The 21,602-nt window shown below is 61.3% G+C and carries 19 protein-coding genes and 3 pseudogenes; 10 read left to right on the top strand and 12 right to left on the bottom strand.

The annotated features are described in order from the left end of the window. Positions 1-15: 15 nt before the first annotated feature. Together pyrI and CK911_RS18205 are read left to right on the top strand one after the other, a co-directional pair. Complete coding sequence (pyrI, locus tag CK911_RS18210) at positions 16-480, top strand: aspartate carbamoyltransferase regulatory subunit (RefSeq protein ID WP_042018277.1); 465 nt, start codon at positions 16-18, stop codon at positions 478-480. Between the two features lie 200 nt (positions 481-680). After that, positions 681-1,172: an arginine repressor gene (locus CK911_RS18205; protein WP_042018278.1), complete on the top strand. Its 492-nt coding sequence runs from the start codon at positions 681-683 to the stop codon at positions 1,170-1,172. 237 nt (positions 1,173-1,409) lie between these two features. Here CK911_RS18205 and gpsA read toward each other — a convergent pair whose 3' ends face one another. Genes gpsA through CK911_RS18190 form a run of 3 tightly spaced genes read right to left on the bottom strand, consistent with a single transcriptional unit; the run spans position 1,410 to position 3,370 of the window. Continuing rightward, complete coding sequence (gpsA, locus tag CK911_RS18200) at positions 1,410-2,414, bottom strand: NAD(P)H-dependent glycerol-3-phosphate dehydrogenase (RefSeq protein WP_042018280.1); 1,005 nt, start codon at positions 2,412-2,414, stop codon at positions 1,410-1,412. A 2-nt stretch (positions 2,415-2,416) separates the two neighbouring features. After that, entirely contained in the window at positions 2,417-2,887 is a 471-nt protein-coding gene (secB, locus tag CK911_RS18195) for a protein-export chaperone SecB (protein WP_042018281.1), read from the bottom strand. 51 nt (positions 2,888-2,938) lie between these two features. Next, on the bottom strand, positions 2,939-3,370 hold the full coding sequence (locus CK911_RS18190) for a rhodanese-like domain-containing protein (protein ID WP_042018282.1): 432 nt from the start codon (positions 3,368-3,370) through the stop codon (positions 2,939-2,941). A gap of 246 nt (positions 3,371-3,616) precedes the next feature. Here CK911_RS18190 and gpmM point away from each other — a divergent pair, with 246 nt between their 5' ends. Together gpmM and CK911_RS18180 are read left to right on the top strand one after the other, a co-directional pair. Further along, positions 3,617-5,146: a 2,3-bisphosphoglycerate-independent phosphoglycerate mutase gene (gpmM, locus tag CK911_RS18185; RefSeq protein ID WP_042018284.1), complete on the top strand. Its 1,530-nt coding sequence runs from the start codon at positions 3,617-3,619 to the stop codon at positions 5,144-5,146. A gap of 9 nt (positions 5,147-5,155) precedes the next feature. Then, on the top strand, positions 5,156-6,559 hold the full coding sequence (locus CK911_RS18180) for a peptidoglycan DD-metalloendopeptidase family protein (protein WP_098971728.1): 1,404 nt from the start codon (positions 5,156-5,158) through the stop codon (positions 6,557-6,559). Between the two features lie 132 nt (positions 6,560-6,691). On the opposite strand, the gene CK911_RS18175 is transcribed toward CK911_RS18180, so the two are convergent. Beyond that, positions 6,692-7,342 carry a Qnr family pentapeptide repeat protein gene (locus CK911_RS18175; protein WP_068978189.1) on the bottom strand — a complete coding sequence of 217 codons (651 nt, stop codon included), beginning with the start codon at positions 7,340-7,342 and terminating at the stop codon, positions 6,692-6,694. Positions 7,343-7,430: 88 nt separating this feature from the next. On the opposite strand from CK911_RS18175, the gene CK911_RS18170 reads away from it, so the two are divergent. Continuing rightward, positions 7,431-8,438 carry a substrate-binding domain-containing protein gene (locus CK911_RS18170; protein WP_098972788.1) on the top strand — a complete coding sequence of 336 codons (1,008 nt, stop codon included), beginning with the start codon at positions 7,431-7,433 and terminating at the stop codon, positions 8,436-8,438. A 123-nt stretch (positions 8,439-8,561) separates the two neighbouring features. Here the strand turns inward: CK911_RS18170 and CK911_RS18165 are convergent, their stop codons facing one another. The 3 genes from CK911_RS18165 to CK911_RS18155 are packed head-to-tail and all read right to left on the bottom strand — an operon-like array spanning position 8,562 to position 11,526. Next, positions 8,562-9,203 (bottom strand): bifunctional 4-hydroxy-2-oxoglutarate aldolase/2-dehydro-3-deoxy-phosphogluconate aldolase, encoded by a 642-nt coding sequence (locus CK911_RS18165; protein ID WP_098971726.1) that lies wholly within the window; start codon positions 9,201-9,203, stop codon positions 8,562-8,564. A gap of 20 nt (positions 9,204-9,223) precedes the next feature. Then, the gene (edd, locus tag CK911_RS18160) at positions 9,224-11,020 is read right to left on the bottom strand and encodes a phosphogluconate dehydratase (RefSeq protein ID WP_098971723.1); all 1,797 of its coding nucleotides are present in this window, start codon (positions 11,018-11,020) and stop codon (positions 9,224-9,226) included. Further along, positions 11,017-11,526 carry a gluconokinase gene (locus CK911_RS18155; RefSeq protein WP_068978188.1) on the bottom strand — a complete coding sequence of 170 codons (510 nt, stop codon included), beginning with the start codon at positions 11,524-11,526 and terminating at the stop codon, positions 11,017-11,019. Before CK911_RS18155 ends, edd begins: the two co-directional genes overlap by 4 nt. 243 nt (positions 11,527-11,769) lie before the next feature. Here CK911_RS18155 and gntU point away from each other — a divergent pair, with 243 nt between their 5' ends. From gntU to CK911_RS18135, 4 genes are all read left to right on the top strand, one after another. After that, positions 11,770-13,110 (top strand): gluconate transporter, encoded by a 1,341-nt coding sequence (gntU, locus tag CK911_RS18150; protein WP_042018292.1) that lies wholly within the window; start codon positions 11,770-11,772, stop codon positions 13,108-13,110. Positions 13,111-13,260: 150 nt separating this feature from the next. Continuing rightward, on the top strand, positions 13,261-14,610 hold the full coding sequence (gene pssA, locus CK911_RS18145) for a CDP-diacylglycerol--serine O-phosphatidyltransferase (RefSeq protein WP_172954054.1): 1,350 nt from the start codon (positions 13,261-13,263) through the stop codon (positions 14,608-14,610). A 180-nt stretch (positions 14,611-14,790) separates the two neighbouring features. After that, on the top strand, positions 14,791-16,860 hold the full coding sequence (gene recG / locus CK911_RS18140; protein WP_172954053.1) for an ATP-dependent DNA helicase RecG: 2,070 nt from the start codon (positions 14,791-14,793) through the stop codon (positions 16,858-16,860). Positions 16,861-16,891: 31 nt separating this feature from the next. Next, entirely contained in the window at positions 16,892-18,997 is a 2,106-nt protein-coding gene (locus CK911_RS18135; protein WP_098971717.1) for an AsmA-like C-terminal region-containing protein, read from the top strand. Between the two features lie 54 nt (positions 18,998-19,051). Here the strand turns inward: CK911_RS18135 and CK911_RS18130 are convergent, their stop codons facing one another. The 3 genes and pseudogenes from CK911_RS18130 to CK911_RS21665 form a co-directional block, all read right to left on the bottom strand. Next, the gene (locus CK911_RS18130) at positions 19,052-19,960 is read right to left on the bottom strand and encodes a bifunctional GNAT family N-acetyltransferase/hotdog fold thioesterase (RefSeq protein ID WP_042059211.1); all 909 of its coding nucleotides are present in this window, start codon (positions 19,958-19,960) and stop codon (positions 19,052-19,054) included. A gap of 17 nt (positions 19,961-19,977) precedes the next feature. Further along, a pseudogene (locus CK911_RS21555) lies at positions 19,978-20,079 on the bottom strand (GNAT family N-acetyltransferase); the annotation flags it as partial. Positions 20,080-20,096: 17 nt separating this feature from the next. Continuing rightward, a pseudogene (locus CK911_RS21665) lies at positions 20,097-20,198 on the bottom strand (GNAT family N-acetyltransferase); the annotation flags it as partial. 51 nt (positions 20,199-20,249) lie between these two features. On the opposite strand from CK911_RS21665, the gene CK911_RS18125 reads away from it, so the two are divergent. Further along, positions 20,250-20,930 (top strand): spermidine synthase, encoded by a 681-nt coding sequence (locus CK911_RS18125; protein ID WP_172954111.1) that lies wholly within the window; start codon positions 20,250-20,252, stop codon positions 20,928-20,930. Here the strand turns inward: CK911_RS18125 and dtd are convergent. Both dtd and CK911_RS21250 read right to left on the bottom strand, forming a co-directional pair. Beyond that, entirely contained in the window at positions 20,919-21,356 is a 438-nt protein-coding gene (dtd, locus tag CK911_RS18120; RefSeq protein ID WP_098971713.1) for a D-aminoacyl-tRNA deacylase, read from the bottom strand. The genes CK911_RS18125 and dtd overlap by 12 nt on opposite strands. A gap of 86 nt (positions 21,357-21,442) precedes the next feature. Continuing rightward, positions 21,443-21,571: pseudogene (locus CK911_RS21250) on the bottom strand (YhjD/YihY/BrkB family envelope integrity protein); the annotation flags it as partial. Positions 21,572-21,602: the final 31 nt, after the last annotated feature.

Here is a 21,602-nt window from a genome sequence, read left to right as displayed (position 1 = left end):
GCTTAGGGGAATATCATGTCTGACAAGAACCAACTGCAAGTCGAAGCCATCCGTCACGGCTCCGTCATCGATCACATCCCCGCTGGCCAGGGCATCAAGATCCTCAAGCTGTTCCAGCTGGTCGAAACCCAGGAGCGGATCACCGTCGGCTTCAACCTGAAATCCGGCGCGCTCGGCAAGAAGGATCTCATCAAGATCGAGAACACCCGCCTGACCGAGCAACAGGCCAACCAGCTGGCGCTGTTCGCCCCGAAAGCGACCGTCAATATCATTGAAGAGTTCAATGTGGTGAAGAAGCACCAGCTGGAGCTACCGGAGTTCATCACCGGGGTGTTCCACTGCCCCAACTCCAACTGCATCTCCCACAACGAGCCGGTGGACAGCTACTTCCGGGTGCGCGAGGTGAAAGGCGTGGTGCGGATGAAGTGCAAATATTGCGAGAAGTCCTTCACTCAGGACATCGTCAGCGAGCGTTACTGATATCTGATTGGGCCCTGCGGGGCCCATCTTTGAACCCTGTCACATCACCGAATTTCCAGTCAGCTATAATTTGCCATCCCAAGATGGTAATGCCCGCTCATTCCCTGCATACAGATGGATTATCAGTATTTTTGGCTGATAACTGACAGCTATGACAGATATCGCGCGTTTACCTCCGGTCATCGTCAAAGGAATTCGCCGTGGTCAAAACTCTCAGTCGTCCCGTTGCCCAAGAGCCCGATCTGGCCCAGCTGGATGCCTGTCGCCAGATCATCGGTCAGCACTGCTACAGCACTCAGGAAGAGATCCGCCACCAGCTGTCAGAGCGCGGTTTTGCCGACATCAGCCAGTCCACCATCTCCCGCCTGCTACGCCGCCTCGGCGTCGCCAAGGCCCAAAATGCCAATGGCAAGAAGGTCTACACGCTAGTGGACGACCAACTGGAGCCCGCTGGCAGCACCCGCTCGATCCACGACATGGTGCGCGACGTGGTACATAACCAGCAGATGGTGCTGATCCTCACCACCCCGGGCGCAGCTACCGTGGTTGCTCGCCTGCTGGATCGCAACGCCAATCCCGAAATCATGGGCGCCGTCGCAGGCAACGATGTGGTGCTGGTCGCACCGCGCCATATTAGCCGCACCCGTCAGGCCCACGCCGCCGTGGTACGCACCCTGGCGCAAGCACGCTAAATCAGTCATCCGGTCAGGCGATCCGCTTTCACCTTGTCATTCAAACATGCAACGCCATCTTGATACCCTGGTGGCGGCTCGCGTTCCCCATCAAAAGGGGTACAAAATTGCACCGTAGCCTGAAGCCAATCCTGCGGAGTAATGACGCTAGCGGCCCATAAAAACAATGCCAGTCAGCGTCACTGACTGGCATTACACCCTCTGGCGTGGGCCTGTTGCATGGCACAACACCTGCGACTACTCGTCCTTCTTGTCTCGCGACAACAGGGCGATGGCCGCCTCTTTCGGGTTCTTACCCTCGTAGAGCACCTTGAAGATCTGCTCGCAAATGGGCATCTCCACACCGTAGCGGGCCGCCAACAGATGGACCTCCTTGGTGTTGCGATACCCTTCGACGACCTGACCGATCTCGGTCATGGCGGTATCCACATCCTTGCCAGCCCCGAGAGCCAGCCCGAAGCGGCGGTTGCGCGACTGGTTGTCGGTACAGGTGAGCACCAGATCCCCGAGCCCCGCCATCCCCATAAAGGTTTTGGCATCAGCACCGAGGGCGGCCCCCAGACGCTGCATCTCTACCAGCCCCCGGGTGATCAGCGCGGTTCTGGCATTAGCGCCAAAACCGAGCCCGTCGGAGAGACCGGCACCGATGGCGATGACGTTCTTCACCGCGCCACCCAGTTGCAAACCGACGAAGTCCGGGCTGGTATAAACCCGGAACGAACGGCCACAGTGCAGCAGTCGGGAGAGATCGTCGGCGAAATCGTCGTGGGTCGAGGCAACCGAGATAGCCGTCGGTAGACCGGCAGCCAGCTCCTTGGCGAAGGTGGGACCGGAGATCGCCGCCAGCGGCATCTCGTCTCCCAGCACCTCACGCGCCACATCCTGCAGCAGGCGGCCACTGTCCGGCTCCAACCCCTTGGTGGCCCAGGCGATACGGGTATCGGGGCGCAAGAAAGGTTTGATCTGAGCCAATACCTGACCAAACACGTGGCTCGGTACGACCAGTAGCAGCACAGGGGCAGCTTGCACTGCATATTGCAGATCCGCCGTCAGCTGCAGATCGGCGGGAAAAGGGACATCAGGCAAAAATGCCTTGTTGCAGCGGTCTTGTTCCAGCACGGCGACATGAGCAGGATCGTGACCCCACAGCAGGGTCGGATGGCCGTTGCGCGCCAAAGAAATGGCAAGGGCGGAGCCATAAGACCCCGCCCCCAAGACCGAGATAGCGATCTGGTCAGCCATTATCAGGCTTCCGCAGTCGCCTGCTGGGCCTGTGCTTGCGCCATGTGCTGGGCAAACAGAGCATCGAAGTTAACCGGTGCCAGGTTCAGCTGCGGGAAGGAACCTTTGCTCACCATGTTGGCCACAGCTTCGCGGGCGTACGGGAACAGGATATTCGGGCAGAAAGCGGCCAGGCAGTGAGCCAGCTGCGGCTCTGGCAGGTTACCGATGGTGAAGATACCGGCCTGCTGAACTTCGCACAGAAAGGCAGTTTCGGTTTCCAGTTTGCAGGTCACGGTCAGGGTCAGGACAACCTCGTACACGTTGTCAGCCAGGATGTTGGTCTTGGTATCCATGTCCAGCTTGACGTCCGGCTGCCACTCTTTCTGGAAAATGTGCGGGGTGTTCGGCGCTTCGAAAGAGACATCCTTGGTGTAGACACGCTGGATGTTGAATTCCGGTTGTACTTCCTGGTTGTTGATCTCGTCAGCCATTTCGTTTGATTCCTTTATATAGGGATAAGTGGGCACAGGCCCTTAAATCAATCAGCGCTTTTTGGTTACCGGCAGATTGTCTGCACGCCATTGAGCCATACCACCGCTGAGCACATATACCTGCTTGAAACCGGCCTTGCTCAGCTGACGACCCGCGCCGCCCGCAGTCATGCCCGACTCGCACACCACTATGATGGGGGCATCTTTATGCTTTTCAACCGGGCCCAGATTATTGCTCTGGATCTGGGTCAGCGGCAGATGCTGGGCACCGGCCAGATGGCCCTTGGCGTACTCTTCCTGACTGCGAATATCCACTACAGTGGCATTCTCACGGTTGATCAGCAGAGTGGCTGTGTGGTTATTGACGGTTTTTACCGGAGAAAAACGGGCACGCACAGTGGTGTAAACCAGGGTGCCAGCCAGACCCAACCAGGCTGCGGTCAGCAGCGGGTTACGGGTCGCAAAATCCAAATACTCTTGCATCTTCTACTATCCAGGGACCAAGACAAGGGCCCGAGTATACATGGGGGTATTGATAAGATCAGCCATCTTGGCGGCAAAGCGCGAGCAGGCTCCCATCATCAGCAGACAGTGAGCATGGCAGTAAGGGCGTGGCTTGCGGGGGCTCGGGAGCCCCCCTTGGCTATCAGGTGACTATTTCGGCAGATGTAGTAATATTACGCTAGTTTCATTTCCCGCATTTTTTCCAATCCGAGAGGACATAGTCTTATGTCAACAGCTAAGAAACCTTTGGTTCTGGTCATCATGGACGGTTGGGGCTATAGCACCAAGCAAGAGCACAACGCCGTCGCTGCCGCCAAGACTCCCAACCTCGATCGCCTGGCCCGTGACTACACCAGCACCCTGATCTCCGGCTCCGGCCTGGATGTCGGTCTACCGGATGGCCAGATGGGTAACTCCGAAGTGGGCCACGTCAACATCGGCGCCGGTCGCATCGTCTATCAGGAGCTGACCCGCATCTCCAAAGACATTAAAGATGGCGACTTCTTCCAGAACGTCGAGCTGGCCAAGGCTGTTGATGCTGCCGTGACCAACGGCAAAGCCGTCCACATCATGGGCCTGATGTCTCCGGGTGGCGTACACAGCCACGAAGAGCACATCATGGGCATGATCGAAATGGCCGCCAAGCGTGGCGCCGAGAAGATCTACCTGCACGCCTTCCTGGATGGCCGTGACGTTCCGCCGCGCTCCGCCCAATCCTCCATTGAGCTGTTCGACGCCCTGTTCGCCAAGCTGGGCAAGGGTCGTTTCGCCTCCATGATCGGCCGTTACTTCGCCATGGACCGTGACAACCGCTGGGATCGCGTGCAGCAAGCCTATGACCTGATGACTCAGGGCAAGGGCGAGTTCACCGCCAACAGCGCCACCGAAGCGCTGGCTGCCGGCTATGCCCGTGACGAGAACGACGAATTCGTCAAAGCGACCCGCATCGGCGAAGCTGCACCGATGGAAGACGGCGATGCGCTGATTTTCATGAACTTCCGTGCCGACCGCGCCCGTGAAATCACCCGCGCCTTCGTGGATGCCGACTTCACCGGTTTCGCCCGTGCAGTTGAGCCAAAGCTGAACTTCGTGATGCTGACCGAATATGCGGCCGACATCAAAACTGCCTGTGCCTATCCGCCGACTGCCCTGGTCAACACCCTGGGTGAGTGGCTGGCCAAGCAGGGCAAGACCCAGCTGCGCATCTCCGAAACTGAGAAGTACGCGCACGTCACCTTCTTCTTCAACGGTGGCGAAGAGTCCTGCTTCACCGGCGAAGATCGCGAGATCGTCGCCAGCCCGAAAGTGGCTACCTACGACCTGCAGCCGGAAATGAGCTCCGAAGAGCTGACCGACAAGCTGGTTGCAGCCATCAAGAGCGGCAAGTACGACGTCATCATCTGTAACTACCCCAATGGCGACATGGTCGGCCACACCGGTGTGTTCGATGCCGCCGTCAAAGCCTGTGAAGCCGTTGACCACTGTGTTGGCCGCGTCACCGAAGCCCTGCGCGAAGTGGGTGGCGAGTGCCTGATCACCGCCGACCACGGCAACGCCGAGAAGATGCAGGATGAAGAGACCGGTCAGGCCCACACCGCCCACACCAGCCTGCCAGTGCCGCTTATCTATGTCGGTCGCAAAGCCGAGGTCGCTGAAGGTGGCAAACTGTCCGATCTGGCCCCCACCATGCTGACCCTGATGGGTCTGCCGGTGCCGCCGGAAATGACTGGTAAGCCCCTGATGATTCTGAAATAATCCGTCCCCATGCGGGGATGCGAAGTTATTTCACAGAAAACCAGTCGCGTCGGCCTGTTGGCCGGCGCGCTGTTTTTTTGTCTGTCGTTTGGCGCCAGTCCGGCGGTTGCCGCCAATCAGCAGCTGGGCGCCATGCAGTCCCAGATCAAAGAGCAACAGCAGACCATCAAGCTCAGCAAAGAGGAGCTTGCCAAGCTCAATACCCAACTCAAAGCTGACGAGCAGGCTATCTCGACGGCCGCCGCCAAGCTCAACCAGACCAAGCAGCAACTGCAGCAGAACCAGCAGAAGCTGGCAACCCTGCAAAAAGACAAGCTGGGACTGGAACAACAAGCCAAACATCAAAAGCAATTGCTGGCCAAACAGGCGGAAAGCGCCTTTCTGGCGGGCAACCACGACTACCTCAAACTGCTGCTCAACCAGCAGGACCCGGCCAAACTGAGCCGCTCCCTCGACTACTACGACTACCTCAACAAGGCCCGCATCGAGGCCATTGACGCCCTGCGCGCCACCCACGACAAGCTGGCGAAAAACCAGCGGGCCACCAAAGAGACCGAAACCAGACTGCAATCTCTGCTCGGCGAGCAACAAGAGCACCACCAGACCCTGCTGGCCAGCCAGCAGAGCCGGGCCAAGGTGCGTAACCAGCTGCAGCAATCGGTACAGGATGATGAACAGAAGCTCACCAAACTGGTCAAGGCGGAGAAAGCGCTGAAAGCCCGGCTGGAAGAGCTGCGCCGCAAGCGCGAAGAGCAGGAGCGCCGTGAACGGGCCGAGCGGGAACGCCTTGCCAAGTTAAAAGCAGAGCAAGAACGCCAGCGCCGTCTCGAGGCACAACGTCTGGCCGCCGAACAGAAGCGAATTGCCGAACAACAGCGGATCGCGGCGCAACAGCAGAAGATCGGCGAACAGCAACGGCTCGCCGCCGAGCAGCAGAAAGTCGCCAAGCAACAGAACCGGGTAGCGGAACAGCAAGCCGCCGCGCGTAACAGCGCCAAGGCCAGTACTGGCGGCTACGGTGGCCTTAGCACCACTGGCAGCCTGCGCTGGCCGGTACAGGGGCCGATCCTTATCTCCTACGGTTCACCACGCACCGCCCAGCTCAAGTGGAAGGGTACTTTGATCGGTGCCAGTGAAGGGACCCAGGTCAAGGCGGTGGCAGCCGGTCAGGTGGTGTACGCCGATTGGCTGGATGGCTTCGGTATGCTGCTGGTGATCGACCACGGCAAGGGCTATATGAGCCTCTATGGTCACAATCAGTCGCTGCTGCGCCAAGTGGGTCAGAATGTGGAACAGGGTGAACCGGTGGCACTGGTGGGTGACAGTGGTGGCCAGGACAGGCCCGGCCTCTACTTCGAGATTCGCCATCAGGGCGAGGCCATCAACCCGACCAAGTGGCTGGCCAAGGGTTGAGTTAACCCGACCGACAAGCGCGTCACACGCTCACGACAAAAGCCTGCATCACGCAGGCTTTTGTCGTTTCAGGAGCACCGCCACTCACTGTCGGTCCCCATTTGATGAAAAATTACCTATTTTTCGGTCAACTCAGGGGAACACGACCAGACCGATCTGTTCCAGCAAAGTCTGCTGCTGATCCTCGTTGATCTGCACTCCCTGCAGGTCAACCCGGCGCAGATCCAGCCCCGGCAGATCGCACTGGCGCAGATCGCAGCCCTGCAATTTGAAGCTGGTCCACTCGATCTGGCCAAACTCGGAACCGCTAAGGTCTGAACCCGCCAGCGAGGCGCCGAACAGGTTGGCCCCCTGCCAGCGGTTGCCGGTCAGCTCGCACTTTTCCAGCAGGCAGCCCTCGAAGCTGGCGTAGCTGAAGTTGTTGTCGGTCAGATGGGCCTCGCAGAAGTAGCTCTTGGCGGTGATCTGGTTGGCAAAACTGGCGTGGCCGAAGTTGATGCCGACCGCCTGACAATCGCGCATCTCCAGCCCCAGACACTGGCTGCGGCTGCAATCGGCCATGGTGAGATCGCAACGCAGAAAGCTGGTCTCCCGCAAGTCGCAGCCCTGCAACAGGCAGCCCCGCTCGCTCTCCCGATCGTAGAAGCTGCAATCGATGAAACGACTATCGCTCAGATCCAGCCAGGAGAAGTTGCAGCCGATAAAGCGGCACTCCGAGAACTGCTCCCCCTCCACATCCTGCTGCTCGAACCGGACATCCACGAACTGCTTGCCTCTGATCATCGAAAACTCCTCTTACTACGGTTTCATATGCTGACTTTGTCGGCCGAAAACGGTAATGTTACATGTAACATCCATGCTGGACACCCCGATGAACACCACCCGCAAGCGCCGCCCCACCCTGCAAGATATCGCCGACCAGACTGGCGTGACCAAGATGACTGTCAGCCGCTATCTGCGCGACCCGCAGACAGTGGCGGAGGGTACCCGCGAGCGGATCGCGGCGGTGGTGGAAGAGCTGGGCTATATCCCCAACCGGGCGCCGGATATTCTCTCCAACGCCACCAGCAAGGCGATCGGTATCCTGATCCCCTCCCTCTCCAACCAGGTCTTCTCGGCGGTGATCCACGGCATCGAATCGGTCACCCGCCCTGCCGGGTATCAAACCCTGCTAGCGCACTACAGTTACAGCCCGGAACGAGAGGAGGAACAGATCGCGTCGCTGCTCTCCTATCATGTTGATGGCCTGATCCTCTCAGACAGCCAGCACACCGAGCGCACCCGCAAGATGATCGCCACCGCTGGCATTCCGGTGGTCGAAACTATGGATCTGCCACCCAATCCCATCGACATGGTTGTCGGCATGGATCACCGGGCCGCGGCCCGGGCCATGGTATCAGAGATGCTGCGCCGGGGCAGGCGTCAGGTGGTCTATCTGGGGGCCCGGCTCGACGTGCGAACCCAGCTGCGGATGGAGGGCTATTATCAGGCGATGGCTGACTTCGGCCTCACGGGCAAGCATCTGCTGACCGAACAGTCCTCCACCTTTACCCTCGGCGGCGAGCTGCTGGATCAGGCGCTGGTACGCTATCCCGACCTCGACGGTCTGTTCTGCACCAACGATGATCTGGCGGTCGGCGCCCTGCTGCAGTGCCAGGCAAAGTGGATCCCGGTGCCACAACAGATCGCCATCGCCGGTAGCAATGCCCTCGATATTGGCCACGCCATGACCCCCAAACTGGCCAGTATTGCCACCCCGCGGGAAGCGATCGGCATGGAGGCAGCCACCATGCTGCTGGCCCGTCTCAGCGGCCAGCCACAGACCGAGACACGCAAGGATATCGGCTTCTCCCTCTATCTGGGAGAAAGCTTGGGCTAACCCCTTCCTGCACCGGTTGGTGTCGCGACGCACTACTGCTACGCCCCCATGTGACCGCCATTAGCCGATAACAGAACAGGCCACCCGAGGGTGGCCTGTTTGATTTTTCTGAATGGCTAGCGCTTAGCGTTTAACCATTTCAACCGCAGCGCGGGAGAGGCGAGTCACCTCTTCCCAGTTGCCGCTCTTGACCGCATCGGCCGGCAACATCCAGGAGCCGCCAACGGTGGCGACGCACTTGAGCGCCAGATAGTCGGCCACGTTGTGCGGGCCGATACCGCCGGTGGGGCAGAACTTCACCTGGGGCAGCGGTGCGGCAATGGCGGAGAGCGCCTTGGTGCCGCCGTTTGCTTCGGCCGGGAAGAACTTCAGGTGGTCGTAGCCCGCTTCCAGCGCCTGCATCACTTCAGACGGCGTAGCCACGCCCGGGATCAGCGGCGCTGTGCTGCTGGCCGCGTGGGCCAGCAGGGCCGGAGTCATCCCCGGGGAGATGACGAAGCGGGCACCGGCGGCAACGGCAGCGTCAAACTGCGCGCAGTTGAGCACGGTACCGGCACCGACCATGGCATCCGGCATCGCCTTGGCGATGAGGGCGATGGCGTCGAGGGCTACCGGAGTGCGCAGGGTGATTTCGAAGACGGAGATGCCGCCGTCGAGCAGCGCCTTGGCCATCGGCAGGGCCTGATCCAGCTCGTTGATAACCATCACGGGCACCAGCGGAGAGGCGGCAAACACTTCGGCAGGGGTCACTTTCCAGTTCTGCATAGCTCTTCCTTAGTCAGCTCTTAATCAAAAATGGTGGCGCCACACTCGGCGCTCGATACTGCGCGACGCATCACGCTAAACAGTTCACGACCCCACCCCTCTTGTTCCAGAGTGAGGTCAATCTCGGCCTGGGTGCGGCCACTCAAATCGGTCAGGCAGTCGAGGCGACCGCTCACTGCATCCACTCGCAGCAGATCGCCATCTTGCAACAGGCCGATGGCCCCGCCGTGCAGCGCTTCTGGTGTAATGTGAATGGCAGCCGGGATCTTGCCGGAGGCACCGGAGAGACGGCCATCGGTGACCAACGCCACCTTGTGACCCGCCTTCTGCAGGTTGCCGAGCACTGGCATCAGCTTGTGCAGCTCCGGCATGCCGTTGGCGGCCGGACCATTGTGGCGCACCACGATCACGGCATCCTGATTGAGATCGCCCGCCTTGTAGGCGGCTTCCACCGCATGCTGGGAGGAGAAGACCAGCGCCGGGGCTTCAATCACCCGATATTCGGGGGCGACGGCGGAGACCTTTACCACGGCGCGGCCCAGATTGCCCGCCAGCAGCTTGGTGCCACCGGTGGCCTGGAACACGCAGCCAGAGAGAGAGAGCACGCTCGCGTCGCTGCTTTCGCCAACCGGCTGCCACTGCAACTTGCCATCGACCAGCGCCGGGCGGCTGAGGTAATCCTGCATCTCGCCAAACACCGGGGTGGCATCCATGTGGATCAGCCCATCTTCGGCCAGACGGCGCATCATCCCGGGCACACCGCCCGCCTGCTCGAAGGCGTTGACGTCGGCCGGGCCGTTCGGGTACATGCGCACCAGCAGCGGCACCACGTCGGAGAGATCGCTGATGTCATCCCAGGTCAGTACCAGACCGGCCGCGCGGGCCAGCGCCACCATGTGGATGCTGTGGTTGGTGCTGCCGCCGGAGGCGAGCAGGGCCACCAGACCGTTGACCAGCGAGCGCTCGTCCAGCACTGTGCTGAGCGGGCGATAAGCCGGAGATCCCGGGATCATGGCGCTGATGCGGCGGGCAGCCTCATCGGTGAGGGCGCGGCGCAGTTCGCTATGGGGATGCACAAAGGCGGAGCCCGGCAGCATCAGGCCCATGGCCTCGAATACCAGCTGGTTGGTGTTGGCGGTGCCGTAGAAGGTGCAGGTACCCGCCGCATGGTAGGCGCCGCACTCCATCTCCAGCAGGGCAGCGCGACCCACTTCACCGGCCGCGTACTGCTGGCGCACCTTCACCTTCTCATCGTTGCTGATGCCGCTCGCCATCGGGCCAGCCGGTACGAAGGCGGTGGGCAGATGGGCGTGGGAGAGCGCCCCCATGATCTGGCCCGGCGCAATCTTATCGCAGATGCCGAGCAGCAGGGTGGCGTCGAAAGTGTTGTGAGAGAGCGACAGCGCGGTCGCCTGCGCGATGAGGTCGCGGGAGAAGAGGGACATGTCCATCCCCGGCTGACCCTGAGTCACCCCATCGCACATGGCGGGCACGCCACCGGCGACCTGAGCGCTGTGGCCCAGCTCGGCCAGCGCGGCCTTGATCTGGTCCGGATAGCCCTGATAGGGCTGATGGGCACTCAGCATGTCGTTGTAAGCGGTGACGATGCCGACGTTGGCACGGGTCATGTCGAGAATGCGACCCTTCTCGTCACTGCTGCAGGCAGCCACGGCGTGCGCCAGGTTGCCACAGGCCAGCGCAGCGCGGGTCTTGCCCTGCTCGGCCTGACGCTGGATACGGGCCAGAAAAGCCTGACGACGGGCGGCACTGCGCTCGCGGATACGGGCGGTGACGTCGGAAATTACCTGATGAATCATTGGGCTTGCTCCAATGCAGTGACGGCGCGATCAACCACCTGTTCGAAGGTGCCGTCAATATCAATGTGGAATACACCGGCTTCGCCCTCGGGGCGCTCCAGAGTATCGAACTGACTTTGTACCATGGTTTCCCGCATGAAATGGCCTTTGCGGGCGCGCATCCGCTCGAGGATCAGCGGCTGGCTGCCATCGAGGAAGATAAAGCTGACCGACTCGTTACCTTCGCGGATCTGGTCACGGTACTGCTTTTTGAGGGCGGAACAGACAATGATGCCGGTCTCGTTCTTCTGTTCGAGACTGTAGGCGGCATCGCGGATCCGCTCCAGCCAGGGGGCACGATCCTCATCGTTGAGGGGATTGCCGCCAGCCATCTTCTGGATGTTGGCCTTGGGGTGCAGATCATCGCCATCAATGAACTTGGCATTTAGCGCCTCGGCTACTTTCATGCCAACGCTTGATTTGCCGCTGCCACATACACCCATCACGATAATGCACTTACCCGCCATAATTTGACCTCTGTCCCACTTTTCAAAAAACCAGCTGTTGATGGGTTCTAATCTATCACGTTACCGGTAACATGTTACCGGTAACGCCTGAAAATGTGAAGTCGGCCACAGACTGAAACTAACACTCGCCGGCCCCGTGCCTGATGCTGCAGACTAGCCATATATACAAATAAATCATAATGTTATGGCTAGTAATGAGTCCTGCGGCATTGCCACTGAACAACTAACAAGGAACAGAGAACAATGTCGGATATCTCTTTGATCATGACGGCCGCCGGCTCGATCGTGCTGCTGCTCTTTCTGGTAATGAAGGCCCGGCTCCACGCCGTGGTCGCCCTGATCCTGGTCTCCATGGTGGCGGGTCTCGCCGCTGGCATGAACCCGGCCGATATTGCCGCCACCATCCAGAAAGGGATGGGTGGCACCCTCGGCTTCGTCGCCGTGGTGGTGGCGCTGGGCGCCATGTTCGGCAAGGTGATGGAAGTGACCGGCGCCCTCGACCGGGTGGCCCACACCCTGCTCGGCAAGTTCGGAGTCCAGCGCGCCAACTGGGCCATGGCGCTGACCGGCTTTGTCTGCGCCCTGCCGTTGTTCTTTGACGTGGCCGTGGTGCTGCTGATCGGCGTCGCCTTCGCCATCGTCCGTCGTGGCGGCGGCAGCGTGGTGAAAATCGGTATCGCCCTGCTGGCGGGTATCGCCACCTGCCAGGCGTTCCTGATCCCGGCGCCGGGCCCGATCCTGGTGGCGTCCCAGCTGGGTGCCGACTTTGGCTACATGATCCTGTTCGGTCTGATCGCCGCCGTACCTGCGCTGATCCTGGCAGGCCCGCTGTTCGGTGACTTCATCAGCAAGATCGTCGATGTACCGCTACCTGCCGATGCCCAGAACAGCATCCACGATGACAGCAAATCCCTGCCCTCGTTCGGGCTGGCGATGGGTCTGATCGGTCTGCCGCTGCTGCTGATCGGCCTCAAGACTATCGTCGGTCGCTTCGTCGAGACCGGCTCCACCCTGCACAACTGGCTGGAGTTCATCGGTCACCCCTTCACCGCCATCATGGTCGCCTGTCTGGCCGCCTTCTACCTGCTGGGTATTCGCCGCGGCATGTCCCGTGACGAGGTGATGAGCGTCTGCAACAGCGCCATCCAGCCAGCCGGTGTCATCATCCTGGTGACCGGTGCCGGTGGCGTGTTCAAGCAGGTACTGGTGGATTCCGGCGTGGGCGCAGCCCTTGGCAACATGCTGGCCGACTCAGGTCTGCCCATAGTCGCGCTGGCCTTCATTCTGGCGGCCGCGGTGCGGGTGATTCAGGGCTCCGCCACCGTCGCCATGCTGACTGCCTGTGGCTTGGTGCTGCCGATGCTGGAACCCCTCGGCCTCAACGGTGCCCAGCTGGCGGCTGTCACCATCGCCATCGGCGGCGGCTCCATCGTGCTCTCCCACGTCAACGACTCCGGTTTCTGGCTGGCCAACCGCTACCTTGGCCTCACCGAAAAACAGACCCTGCAAACCTGGACCGTGATGGAAACCATCATCGGCACCACCGGCGGTGTGATGGCGATGATCATCTACAGCTTCCTCTGATAAGAGGTAAAAGCTGACAAAAAGGCCTCACTTGTGAGGCCTTTTTCATCTTTCTGACGATTCTTGCTTTGGCCCAGAGGGTGAGATTGCTAGAATCGCCTATTCATCGCTCCGAGCGGAACGCTTAATCCCGTGATTTCAGGTTTATCTATGCATTCATCGGCCCATTATCGACAACTGCTGGCACGGCTGCCCCAGATCGCCGTGGTGGCGGATCAGTTTGAGGTGCTCTATAGCGCCGAGGATTTCAAACGCCGCATTCTTGCGCTGATCGCCAGTGCCACCCGACGCATCTATCTGGTGGCGCTCTATCTGCAGGATGACGAAGCAGGCCGGGAGATCCTCTCTGCCCTCTACGCCGCCAAGCAGCGCAATCCGGCTCTCGACATCAAGCTGTGCGTCGACTTCCACCGTGCCCAGCGCGGCCTGATCGGCAAGGGCAAGCAAGGTGGTAACCATCTGATGTATCAGGAGATGGCCGCCAGCCACAAGCACCAGATCGAAATTTACGGCGTTCCGGTCAAAGGACGTGAGCTGCTCGGGGTGCTGCACCTCAAGGGCTTCATCTTCGATGACGTGGTGCTCTACTCCGGCGCCAGCCTCAACGACATCTACCTGCACCAGCAGGAGCGCTACCGCTTCGACCGCTATCACCAGATCACCAGCCCGGAGCTGGCCCGCAGCATGGTCAACTATGTGGATGACCTGTTCGTGAAGAGCGACGCGGTGCAGCGGCTGGATCACAGCGACATCCCCAGCGCCAAGCAGCTGAAGGGGCCGATCCGCCGCTTCAAGCAGAGCCTGCGCCAGAGCCAGTATCGTTTCAGCGCCATGCCGGTCAACACTCAGGAAGTGGCCGTCACTCCCATGGTGGGTCTGGGCAAGCGCAACAACCAGCTCAACCTGATGATCCGCAATCTGGTGCGCTCCACCGAGCGGGAGATCTTCATCTGCACCCCTTACTTCAATCCGCCCAAGGAGTTGAGCAAGGATATCGAAGATCTGCTGCAGCGCGGCTGCAAGGTGACGATCGTGGTAGGCGACAAGACCGCCAACGACTTCTTCATTCCGCCGGAGGAAAAATTCTCCACCATCGGCGGTCTGCCCTATCTCTACGAGACCAACCTGCGCAAGTTTGCCGAGCACAACCAGCGTCATATCGACGACGGTCGCCTCAACCTGATGCTCTGGTGTTGCGAACGCAACTCCTACCATCTCAAGGGGATCTTCGTGGACGATGAGTGGGCCCTGCTCACCGGCAATAATCTCAATCCTCGCGCCTGGACGCTGGATCTGGAAAACGGCCTGCTGGTGCACGATCGCCGCCACCTGCTGCGTCCCCAGTTCAACGCCGAGCGGGAGAACATTCTGGCCAACACCAAGCGGATCAGCCACTTCGATCAGGTAGAGCAAATTCAGGACTACCCGGAACAGGTGCGCAAGCTGTTGGGACGGATCCACAGAGTGAAGGCGCATTTGCTGCTAAAACGCATCATCTGACTCCGGGGTGCATCGCACTCACCGGCAGCTACCCAAAGGCCTCCCGTTTTCGGCAGGCCTTTGTTATATCCGCCGTTTCCCCCGCAGCGGCGGCCCTGCCAGCAGCAACTCGGCTTGCATCGGGCCAGCAACAACCCCTATCATCTGGACATATTTACAGTGCTTTTGGGCATCTAATTGATGAAATTGGATAAAATCTCCCTCGACAGCCTCAAGGGCGTCGGCAGCAAGATGCAGGAAAAACTCGAGCGACTGGGGCTGGCCACGGTACAGGATCTGCTGTTCCACCTCCCCCTGCGCTACGAGGATCGCACCCAGGTGTGGCCCATCGGCGATCTGCCGCCCGGACTGCACGGCGCTGTCGAGGGCGAAATCCAGGACACTCAGCTGGTGATGGGGCGCCGTCGCATGCTGGTCTGTCGCATCAGCGATGGCACCGGCACCCTCACCCTGCGCTTCTTCAACTTCACCGCCGCCCAGAAGAACAGTCTGGCGGCGGGCCGCCTGATCCGCTGTTTTGGCGAGGTGCGCCCCGGCAAATACGGGCTGGAGATGGCCCACCCCGAGTACAAGCTGCTCGGCGAGGAGCAAGCGGGCCAGACCGAAGAGGCGCTCACCCCCGTCTACCCGACCACCGAAGGGCTGCGCCAGCTCACCCTGCGCAACCTCACCGATCAGGCGCTGGCCCAGCTCGACCTCTACGGGGTCGAGGAGCTGCTGCCCGCCGGACTCTATCCCCACCAGATTGAACTGGCCGCCGCTCTGAAACTGTTGCACCGTCCGCCCCCCTCGGTGGCGCTGCCACTGCTGGAAAGCGGCCAGCATCCGGCCCAGCAACGGCTGGTGCTGGAAGAGCTGCTGGCTCACAACCTCTCGGTATTGAAAGTGCGGGCGCAGGCGCAAACCCAGCTGGCCCGCGCCCTCAAACCGGCGCCCGCGCTGGTTGAACAGCTGCTCGGCGCCCTGCCGTTCAAGCCCACCGGCGCCCAAAGCCGGGTGGTGGCCGAAATAGCTAAGGATCTGCAGCAGAGCCACCCCATGATGCGGCTGGTGCAGGGGGATGTGGGCTCCGGCAAGACCCTGGTCGCGGCGCTGGCTGCCCTGCAAGCCATCGGCAACGGCTGTCAGGTGGGCTTGATGGCGCCGACCGAGCTGCTGGCCGAACAGCACGCCATCAACTTCGCCAAGTGGCTGGAACCGCTCGGCATCGGTGTCGGCTGGCTGGCGGGCAAACAGAAAGGCAAGGCGCGGGAAGAGGCGCTGGCCGCCATCGCCGATGGCAGCGTCAAGATGGTGGTGGGCACCCACGCCATCTTTCAGGAGCAGGTGGTGTTCCAGCGTCTGGCGCTGGTGATCATCGATGAACAGCACAGATTCGGGGTGCACCAGCGGCTCGCCCTGCGCGAGAAAGGGGAGCGGGAAGGAGTACATCCCCATCAGCTCATCATGACCGCCACCCCTATCCCCCGCACCCTGGCGATGACCGCCTATGCAGATCTCGATACCTCGGTGATCGACGAGCTGCCGCCAGGCCGTACCCCCATCACCACGGTGGCGCTGCCCGACAGCCGTCGCGGCGATGTGATCGAACGGGTCAAGCTCGCCTGCACCGAGGGCAAGCAGGCCTACTGGGTCTGCACCCTGATCGAGGAGTCGGAGGTACTGGAGTGTCAGGCCGCTGAGGATACCGCCATCGAACTGCAAGCCCAGCTGCCCGGCCTGCATATCGGGCTGGTGCACGGTCGGATGCGGCCGGTGGAGAAACAGCGGGTGATGGAGGAGTTCAAGGCGGGCATACTGCAACTACTGGTTGCCACCACCGTCATCGAGGTGGGGGTGGATGTGCCCAACGCCAGCCTGATGATCATCGAAAACCCGGAGCGACTGGGGCTGGCGCAGCTGCACCAGCTGCGCGGCCGGGTTGGCCGGGGATCGGTGGCCTCCCACTGCGTGCTGCTCTATCATGCTCCCTTGTCCAAGACGGCCCAAAGCCGGCTCGGGGTACTGCGGGAGACCAACGACGGCTTCCTGATCGCCCAGCGCGACCTGGAACTGCGCGGCCCGGGGGAACTGCTCGGCACCCGCCAGACTGGCCTTGCCGACCTCAAGATCGCCGATCTGGTGCGCGACCAGCCGCTTATTCCGCAGGTACAAAAGATGGCGAGATTCCTGATGGATCGTCATCCCAGCCATGTTGAACCCTTGATCCGCCGCTGGCTCGGTCTGCGGGACCACTACTCAAACGCCTGACAACACACCCCAAAACAGGAGGAAAGCATCCATGAATTCCTGGCTACGCGGCCTGCTCTACACCTTCGCCTTCCTGCTGTTGTTGGTCTGGGTTGCCCTCGGCCTGTTCGACGCCGAGCGCGCCAAAGGCCCTATCGCCAGCTGGATCAGCCAGCAGACCGGCGTGCCGGTCACCATAGGGCGGCTGGTGTTCAACCCGCTTCACCCCTACACCCTGCTGGCGGAGCAGGTGCGCTACGGCGATGCGGTCTCCCTCGACAAGATCTATCTGGAGATCGAGAGCATCGACTGGCTGAGCCGCGACGTGCGCATCGCCCATCTCGATCTCATTCGCCCGGCCATCAAACTGCCGCCGCCTCAATCGTTATCTAATCTGCTGCCGAGCCTGCCGGTGCACTCCCTCACCATCAGCGACAGCACAATCGATCGCCTCAGTCTGGAGAGCAGCGAGCTGACCCTGCGCGGCCTCAATGCCACCCTGAGCGACTGGGAGCTGATCGACCCGAAACGGCAACCACAGGCCAACCTGAGCCTCAACATTGGCCAGCTGGAGACCCCGCAATTCACCTTGGCCCGCCTCAATCTGCAAGGACGGCTGGAGGGGGAAGTGCTGCGCACCGACAAGCTGGTGACCAACCTGTTCGACGGTCTGCTGGAGACCGGCATGGTGCTGGACTGGCCCGCCCGCACCCTGCAACTGCACGATCTCAAGGCGCGCGGCATGCGGGTAGAGCTGGGTGATCTGACGCAGCAAGGCTTCCCGCAGCGCTTCCCGTTGCAAAGCGTGTCGCTGGATCGCGGCCAGCTGGATGCCGTGAGCCTCAACGACATCAATCAGGAGCTCTCCTTCAACAACTTCAGCGGCCAGCTCACCGCCTTCAACTGGCAGGCGGGTAGCCAGCCTACCGGCTATCTGACCGGCACTCTTGGCGACATGGGCCGCGGCCTGTTCCAGCTGGAGGAGATCAAGGGCAAGCTCGCTTTCTCCTCCCAGCAGATCGATGCCGAACTACAGGGCAAGGCCTATGAAGGGGAGTTCAACGTCGAGCTCTCCCTCGATAGCCAGCAGCAGAAGCTGACCCTGAAAGACGTGGCGCTGAGCGGCATGGATATCAGCCTGCCGCAGGGGTGGTGGCAGGATTGGCAGAGCTGGCGCCCGCAGCAGGTGGATATCCGCAAGCTGGCGTTCGACAAGCTCAAGGTGCTCTCCTTCGACGATACTCTGCCCCTGTCGCTGACCGGCTGGCAGCTCTATCTGAGCGATCTCGCCCTGCGCGATAACCAGCCCGGCCCGCTGCTCGGCCGTGCCCGCATCGAGAGCAAGTGGTTCGAGCTGGTGTGGGATGGCCTCAGCGCCCGTAACGGCGAGCTGGATGGGGAGCTGACCCCCAGCTCGTGGCAGTTGGGCAAGCTCACCAGCTCGCTGCCGGATGAGGGCAGCCTCAGCCTGAGTGGCCAATGGGGCCGCGAACCGGGCCAGAGCAGCACCCTGCAGTTGAAGGCAACCAAGCTCGATCTGGTGCAGTGGGGCAAGATATTCCACGCCCCTCTCTCCTTCGCCGGCAAAGCGGACGTGAGCGCCGACCTGCAAGCCGAACACGGTAAGGCAGCTGGCGAGTGGCGCCAGACCCTGCAGGGCAGCTTTGCTCTCGATGCCGACGAGCCGTTCTGGGACAAGGTGAAGATAGACCCGCTGCTGGATGAGTGGTTCAAGGGGGCGACCCCGCCCACCCTGACGCCGGATCAGCTGTGGCAAGGGATGCAGGAGGGTGACACCCCCTTCTACCGCATCAAGCTGCAGGGCAAGATCGACAAGGGGCAACTGCAGATTGAACAGGCTGGCGCCTCCACCATCACCCATCTGCTGGCGCTGCAAGGGGGGATTGATCTGGTCAACGAGCAGTGGCAGCTCGATCTGGGGATCCTCAACGGCAACCGCTGCGCCGAGCTGCTCGGCCAGTGGCGCGGGCCGCTGACGGCCCCCACGCTGGTCTGGAGCTTCCCGCAGCAGCAAGATGCCTGCGGCTGGGAGGTGGGGGTACGCTATCCGCCACAAGGCAACAGCGCTCCGCTCTGGCGACCGGCTCCCGCGCCGAAAGCCCAAGCCGGGCAGACAACCGATAGCCCGCAAGGGTAAAAACAGACAAGGCCTCATGATGAGGCCTTGTTGTTTGATGGGGAAACGGGGCGGTTACTGGCCCGGGCGGCGGGGTGGCTGCACCACGTAGTGGCCGCAGAACTCAGCTGCCAACTTGCTGCCGCTGAACAGCTGGATCTTGAGGCTGAAGGAAACCGGCTCGCCCCGCTTGAGCGGCTGCAGCACGGCGGGCATCCCCTCGCGGGCCACCCGCGCCTCCGGCTCTTCATCGACCGGACCATGATATTTGATGGTGCTCTCGGCCAGCACCGGTTCGCCCACCAGCCCCTCTTCTTTAAGTTGCAGCCAGATCAGCCCCCAGCCCGCCAGCACGCACTGGCTGTAGACACTGCCAGCGAACATGCTGCCATGCACGTTGAAGTTGGCCGCCAGATTGGCCTTGAGGTGGAAGGTCTGGCCGTCGTAGTGGCTGATGTGCATCCCCATCTTCTCGCTGATGGGCACCCCGCGCGACCAGCGGGTGGTGAGATCCTGACACCACTCCGGGCGGTACTGGATGGTCTGCAACGGGCTCAGGGATTTGATCATCTGGCGATGGGGAATGCGACCAAAGGAGACGGGGCCGCCCCCCACTTCAAGAAAGCCGCACTTGCGATAGAACTCCACCGCCTCCTGACGGGCGTTCATCACCAGCCGTTTCACCTTCTCGCTGCGGGCCAGCTGCTCAAGATCCTCCACCATTTGGGCACCCAGCCCCTGGCCGCGATATTCGGGGCGCAGCGCCATAAAGCGGATCTGCGCCTCGTCGCCGCCGATAAAGAGGCGGCCCACCGCGATGGGGGTGCCATCGGGTGCCAGCATCAGCCGGTGAATAGCGACGGTGTCGTATTCGTCCCGCTCGGAACCGACCGGCAGATTGAAGGGCTTACGCAGAAGTTCCCAGCGCAACTGGTAGTAGGCATCCAGCTCGGCCGCTGTCTGTGGGGTGACTACCCGATACATAGTTTCATCCTTGAGTTTGCGCCGACCGGCAGATTGAAGGGCTTTCGCAGACGTTCCCAGCGCAGCCTGCAGTAAGTACCCAGCTCCGCTGAACTCTGAGGGGTGACTACCCGGTACATAGTTTCATCCTTGAGTTTGTGCCGACTGGCAGATTGAAGGGCTTACGCAGAGGTTCCCAGCGCAGCCTGCAGTAAGTACCCAGCTCGGCCGCTGTCTGTGGGGTGACTACCCGATACATAGTTTCATCCTTGAGTTACACTGGCCGGAAACCATCTTGCCGTGCAAATTCATGGACTTCAATCTGCAAGCGTACCAAGCCGATCACTTGTTGCACCTGAGCGTCAAACCCCAGCGCCGCCTCACGGTACAGGAAAATGACCAGCATCGCTGGCTGGAGATAGACGGCGTGGTGCAATCCGCCATGTCGCTCGCCGACCCCGCCGCCCTCTGTCTGCCCCATCAGCGGGTCATCGCCTGCCTGCTGCCCGAGCAGGCCACCCGGATCCTCGAACTGGGGCTGGGGGGCGGCGATCTCACCCGCCATCTGCACCAGCGCTGGCCCGATGCCCGCCACGAGTGCGTCGACCTCGACGAAGAGGTGCTGACCGTTTATCAGCAGTTTTTCCAGCATCAGGAGCACGATGAGCAAGCCGCTCCGGTACTCCATCAGGCCGATGCCTTGGCCTTTCTCGAACAGAGCGAGCAACAGTACGATCTCATCCTGCTCGATCTCTTCAGTCAGGATGGCAACCCGCTGCTGCTGTTTCAGGAGCGACTCTACCGGGCGCTGGCCCCCCGCCTCTGCGGTACCCTGGTTATCAACCTGCTGCCGCGCACCGAGCTGGAGCTAACCCATGCCCTGACACTGATGGAACAGTGGATTGGCCCGGCTACACCTTATCCGGTCGCGGGGCTCATCAACGTGATCGTCCATGTCACGCCACGGGATGAAACATCCTCAGACCTGTAGCCAGAAGGTAACCGGGCCGTCGTTGACCAGCGCCACCTTCATGTCGGCGGCAAAACGGCCGGTTTCGGTCGGGATGCCGCTGGCAGCAGACTTGGCCACAAAGTAGTCATAGAGCCGCTCGGCTTCGCTCGGGTGAGCGCCGCAGGAGAAGCTGGGGCGCATCCCGCTCTTGGTGTCAGCCGCCAGGGTAAACTGGGAGACCACCAGCAGGCTGCCGCCCACCTGGCTGACATTGAGGTTCATCTTGCCATTCTCGTCACTGAACACCCGGTAGCCGCTCACCTTGTGCAGCAACTTGTCGGCCTTGGCCTCGTCATCCCCCTGCTCCACCCCGAGCAGCACCAGCAGCCCCTGACCGATGGCACCGGTCACTTCGCCCTCGACGGTCACGTTGGCCTCGCTGACCCGCTGAATCAATGCAATCACATCCCTCTCCTCTCAAAACAGAACGACCGCCCCCTCACAGGGGCGGTCGTCGATGCTACCAATAAACTGGTGGGCAAGGCGATGGCTCAGCCCGGTTCTTCGCTGGTCGGTTTCTCGTATTCGCCGAGGCAGGCGGTCGCTTCTGCACCGAACAACACCACCAGCCAGCTGAGGTAAACCCAGACAAACAGGATCGGGATGGTCGCCAACGCGCCTCAAAATTGGGAGCTCAACAGCAAAAACCAA

The sequence above is a fragment of the Aeromonas sp. CU5 genome (assembly GCF_002586745.1).
Classification (GTDB): Bacteria; Pseudomonadota; Gammaproteobacteria; order Enterobacterales; family Aeromonadaceae; genus Aeromonas; species Aeromonas sobria.
This window is presented reverse-complemented; position numbering and strand designations above follow the sequence as displayed.

Bases quoted from the DNA above. Each gene is read 5' to 3' on its own strand.
- pyrI (WP_042018277.1), top strand. From the start codon at position 16: ATGTCTGACAAGAACCAACTGCAAGTCGAAGCCATCCGTCACGGCTCC.
- gpsA (WP_042018280.1), bottom strand. From the start codon at position 2,414: ATGGCTGACCAGATCGCTATCTCGGTCTTGGGGGCGGGGTCTTATGGC.
- secB (WP_042018281.1), bottom strand. From the start codon at position 2,887: ATGGCTGACGAGATCAACAACCAGGAAGTACAACCGGAATTCAACATC.
- CK911_RS18190 (WP_042018282.1), bottom strand. From the start codon at position 3,370: ATGCAAGAGTATTTGGATTTTGCGACCCGTAACCCGCTGCTGACCGCA.
- gpmM (WP_042018284.1), top strand. From the start codon at position 3,617: ATGTCAACAGCTAAGAAACCTTTGGTTCTGGTCATCATGGACGGTTGG.
- CK911_RS18180 (WP_098971728.1), top strand. From the start codon at position 5,156: ATGCGGGGATGCGAAGTTATTTCACAGAAAACCAGTCGCGTCGGCCTG.
- CK911_RS18175 (WP_068978189.1), bottom strand. From the start codon at position 7,342: ATGATCAGAGGCAAGCAGTTCGTGGATGTCCGGTTCGAGCAGCAGGAT.
- CK911_RS18170 (WP_098972788.1), top strand. From the start codon at position 7,431: ATGAACACCACCCGCAAGCGCCGCCCCACCCTGCAAGATATCGCCGAC.
- CK911_RS18165 (WP_098971726.1), bottom strand. From the start codon at position 9,203: ATGCAGAACTGGAAAGTGACCCCTGCCGAAGTGTTTGCCGCCTCTCCG.
- edd (WP_098971723.1), bottom strand. From the start codon at position 11,020: ATGATTCATCAGGTAATTTCCGACGTCACCGCCCGTATCCGCGAGCGC.
- CK911_RS18155 (WP_068978188.1), bottom strand. From the start codon at position 11,526: ATGGCGGGTAAGTGCATTATCGTGATGGGTGTATGTGGCAGCGGCAAA.
- gntU (WP_042018292.1), top strand. From the start codon at position 11,770: ATGTCGGATATCTCTTTGATCATGACGGCCGCCGGCTCGATCGTGCTG.
- pssA (WP_172954054.1), top strand. From the start codon at position 13,261: ATGCATTCATCGGCCCATTATCGACAACTGCTGGCACGGCTGCCCCAG.
- recG (WP_172954053.1), top strand. From the start codon at position 14,791: ATGAAATTGGATAAAATCTCCCTCGACAGCCTCAAGGGCGTCGGCAGC.
- CK911_RS18135 (WP_098971717.1), top strand. From the start codon at position 16,892: ATGAATTCCTGGCTACGCGGCCTGCTCTACACCTTCGCCTTCCTGCTG.
- CK911_RS18130 (WP_042059211.1), bottom strand. From the start codon at position 19,960: ATGTATCGGGTAGTCACCCCACAGACAGCGGCCGAGCTGGATGCCTAC.
- CK911_RS18125 (WP_172954111.1), top strand. From the start codon at position 20,250: ATGGACTTCAATCTGCAAGCGTACCAAGCCGATCACTTGTTGCACCTG.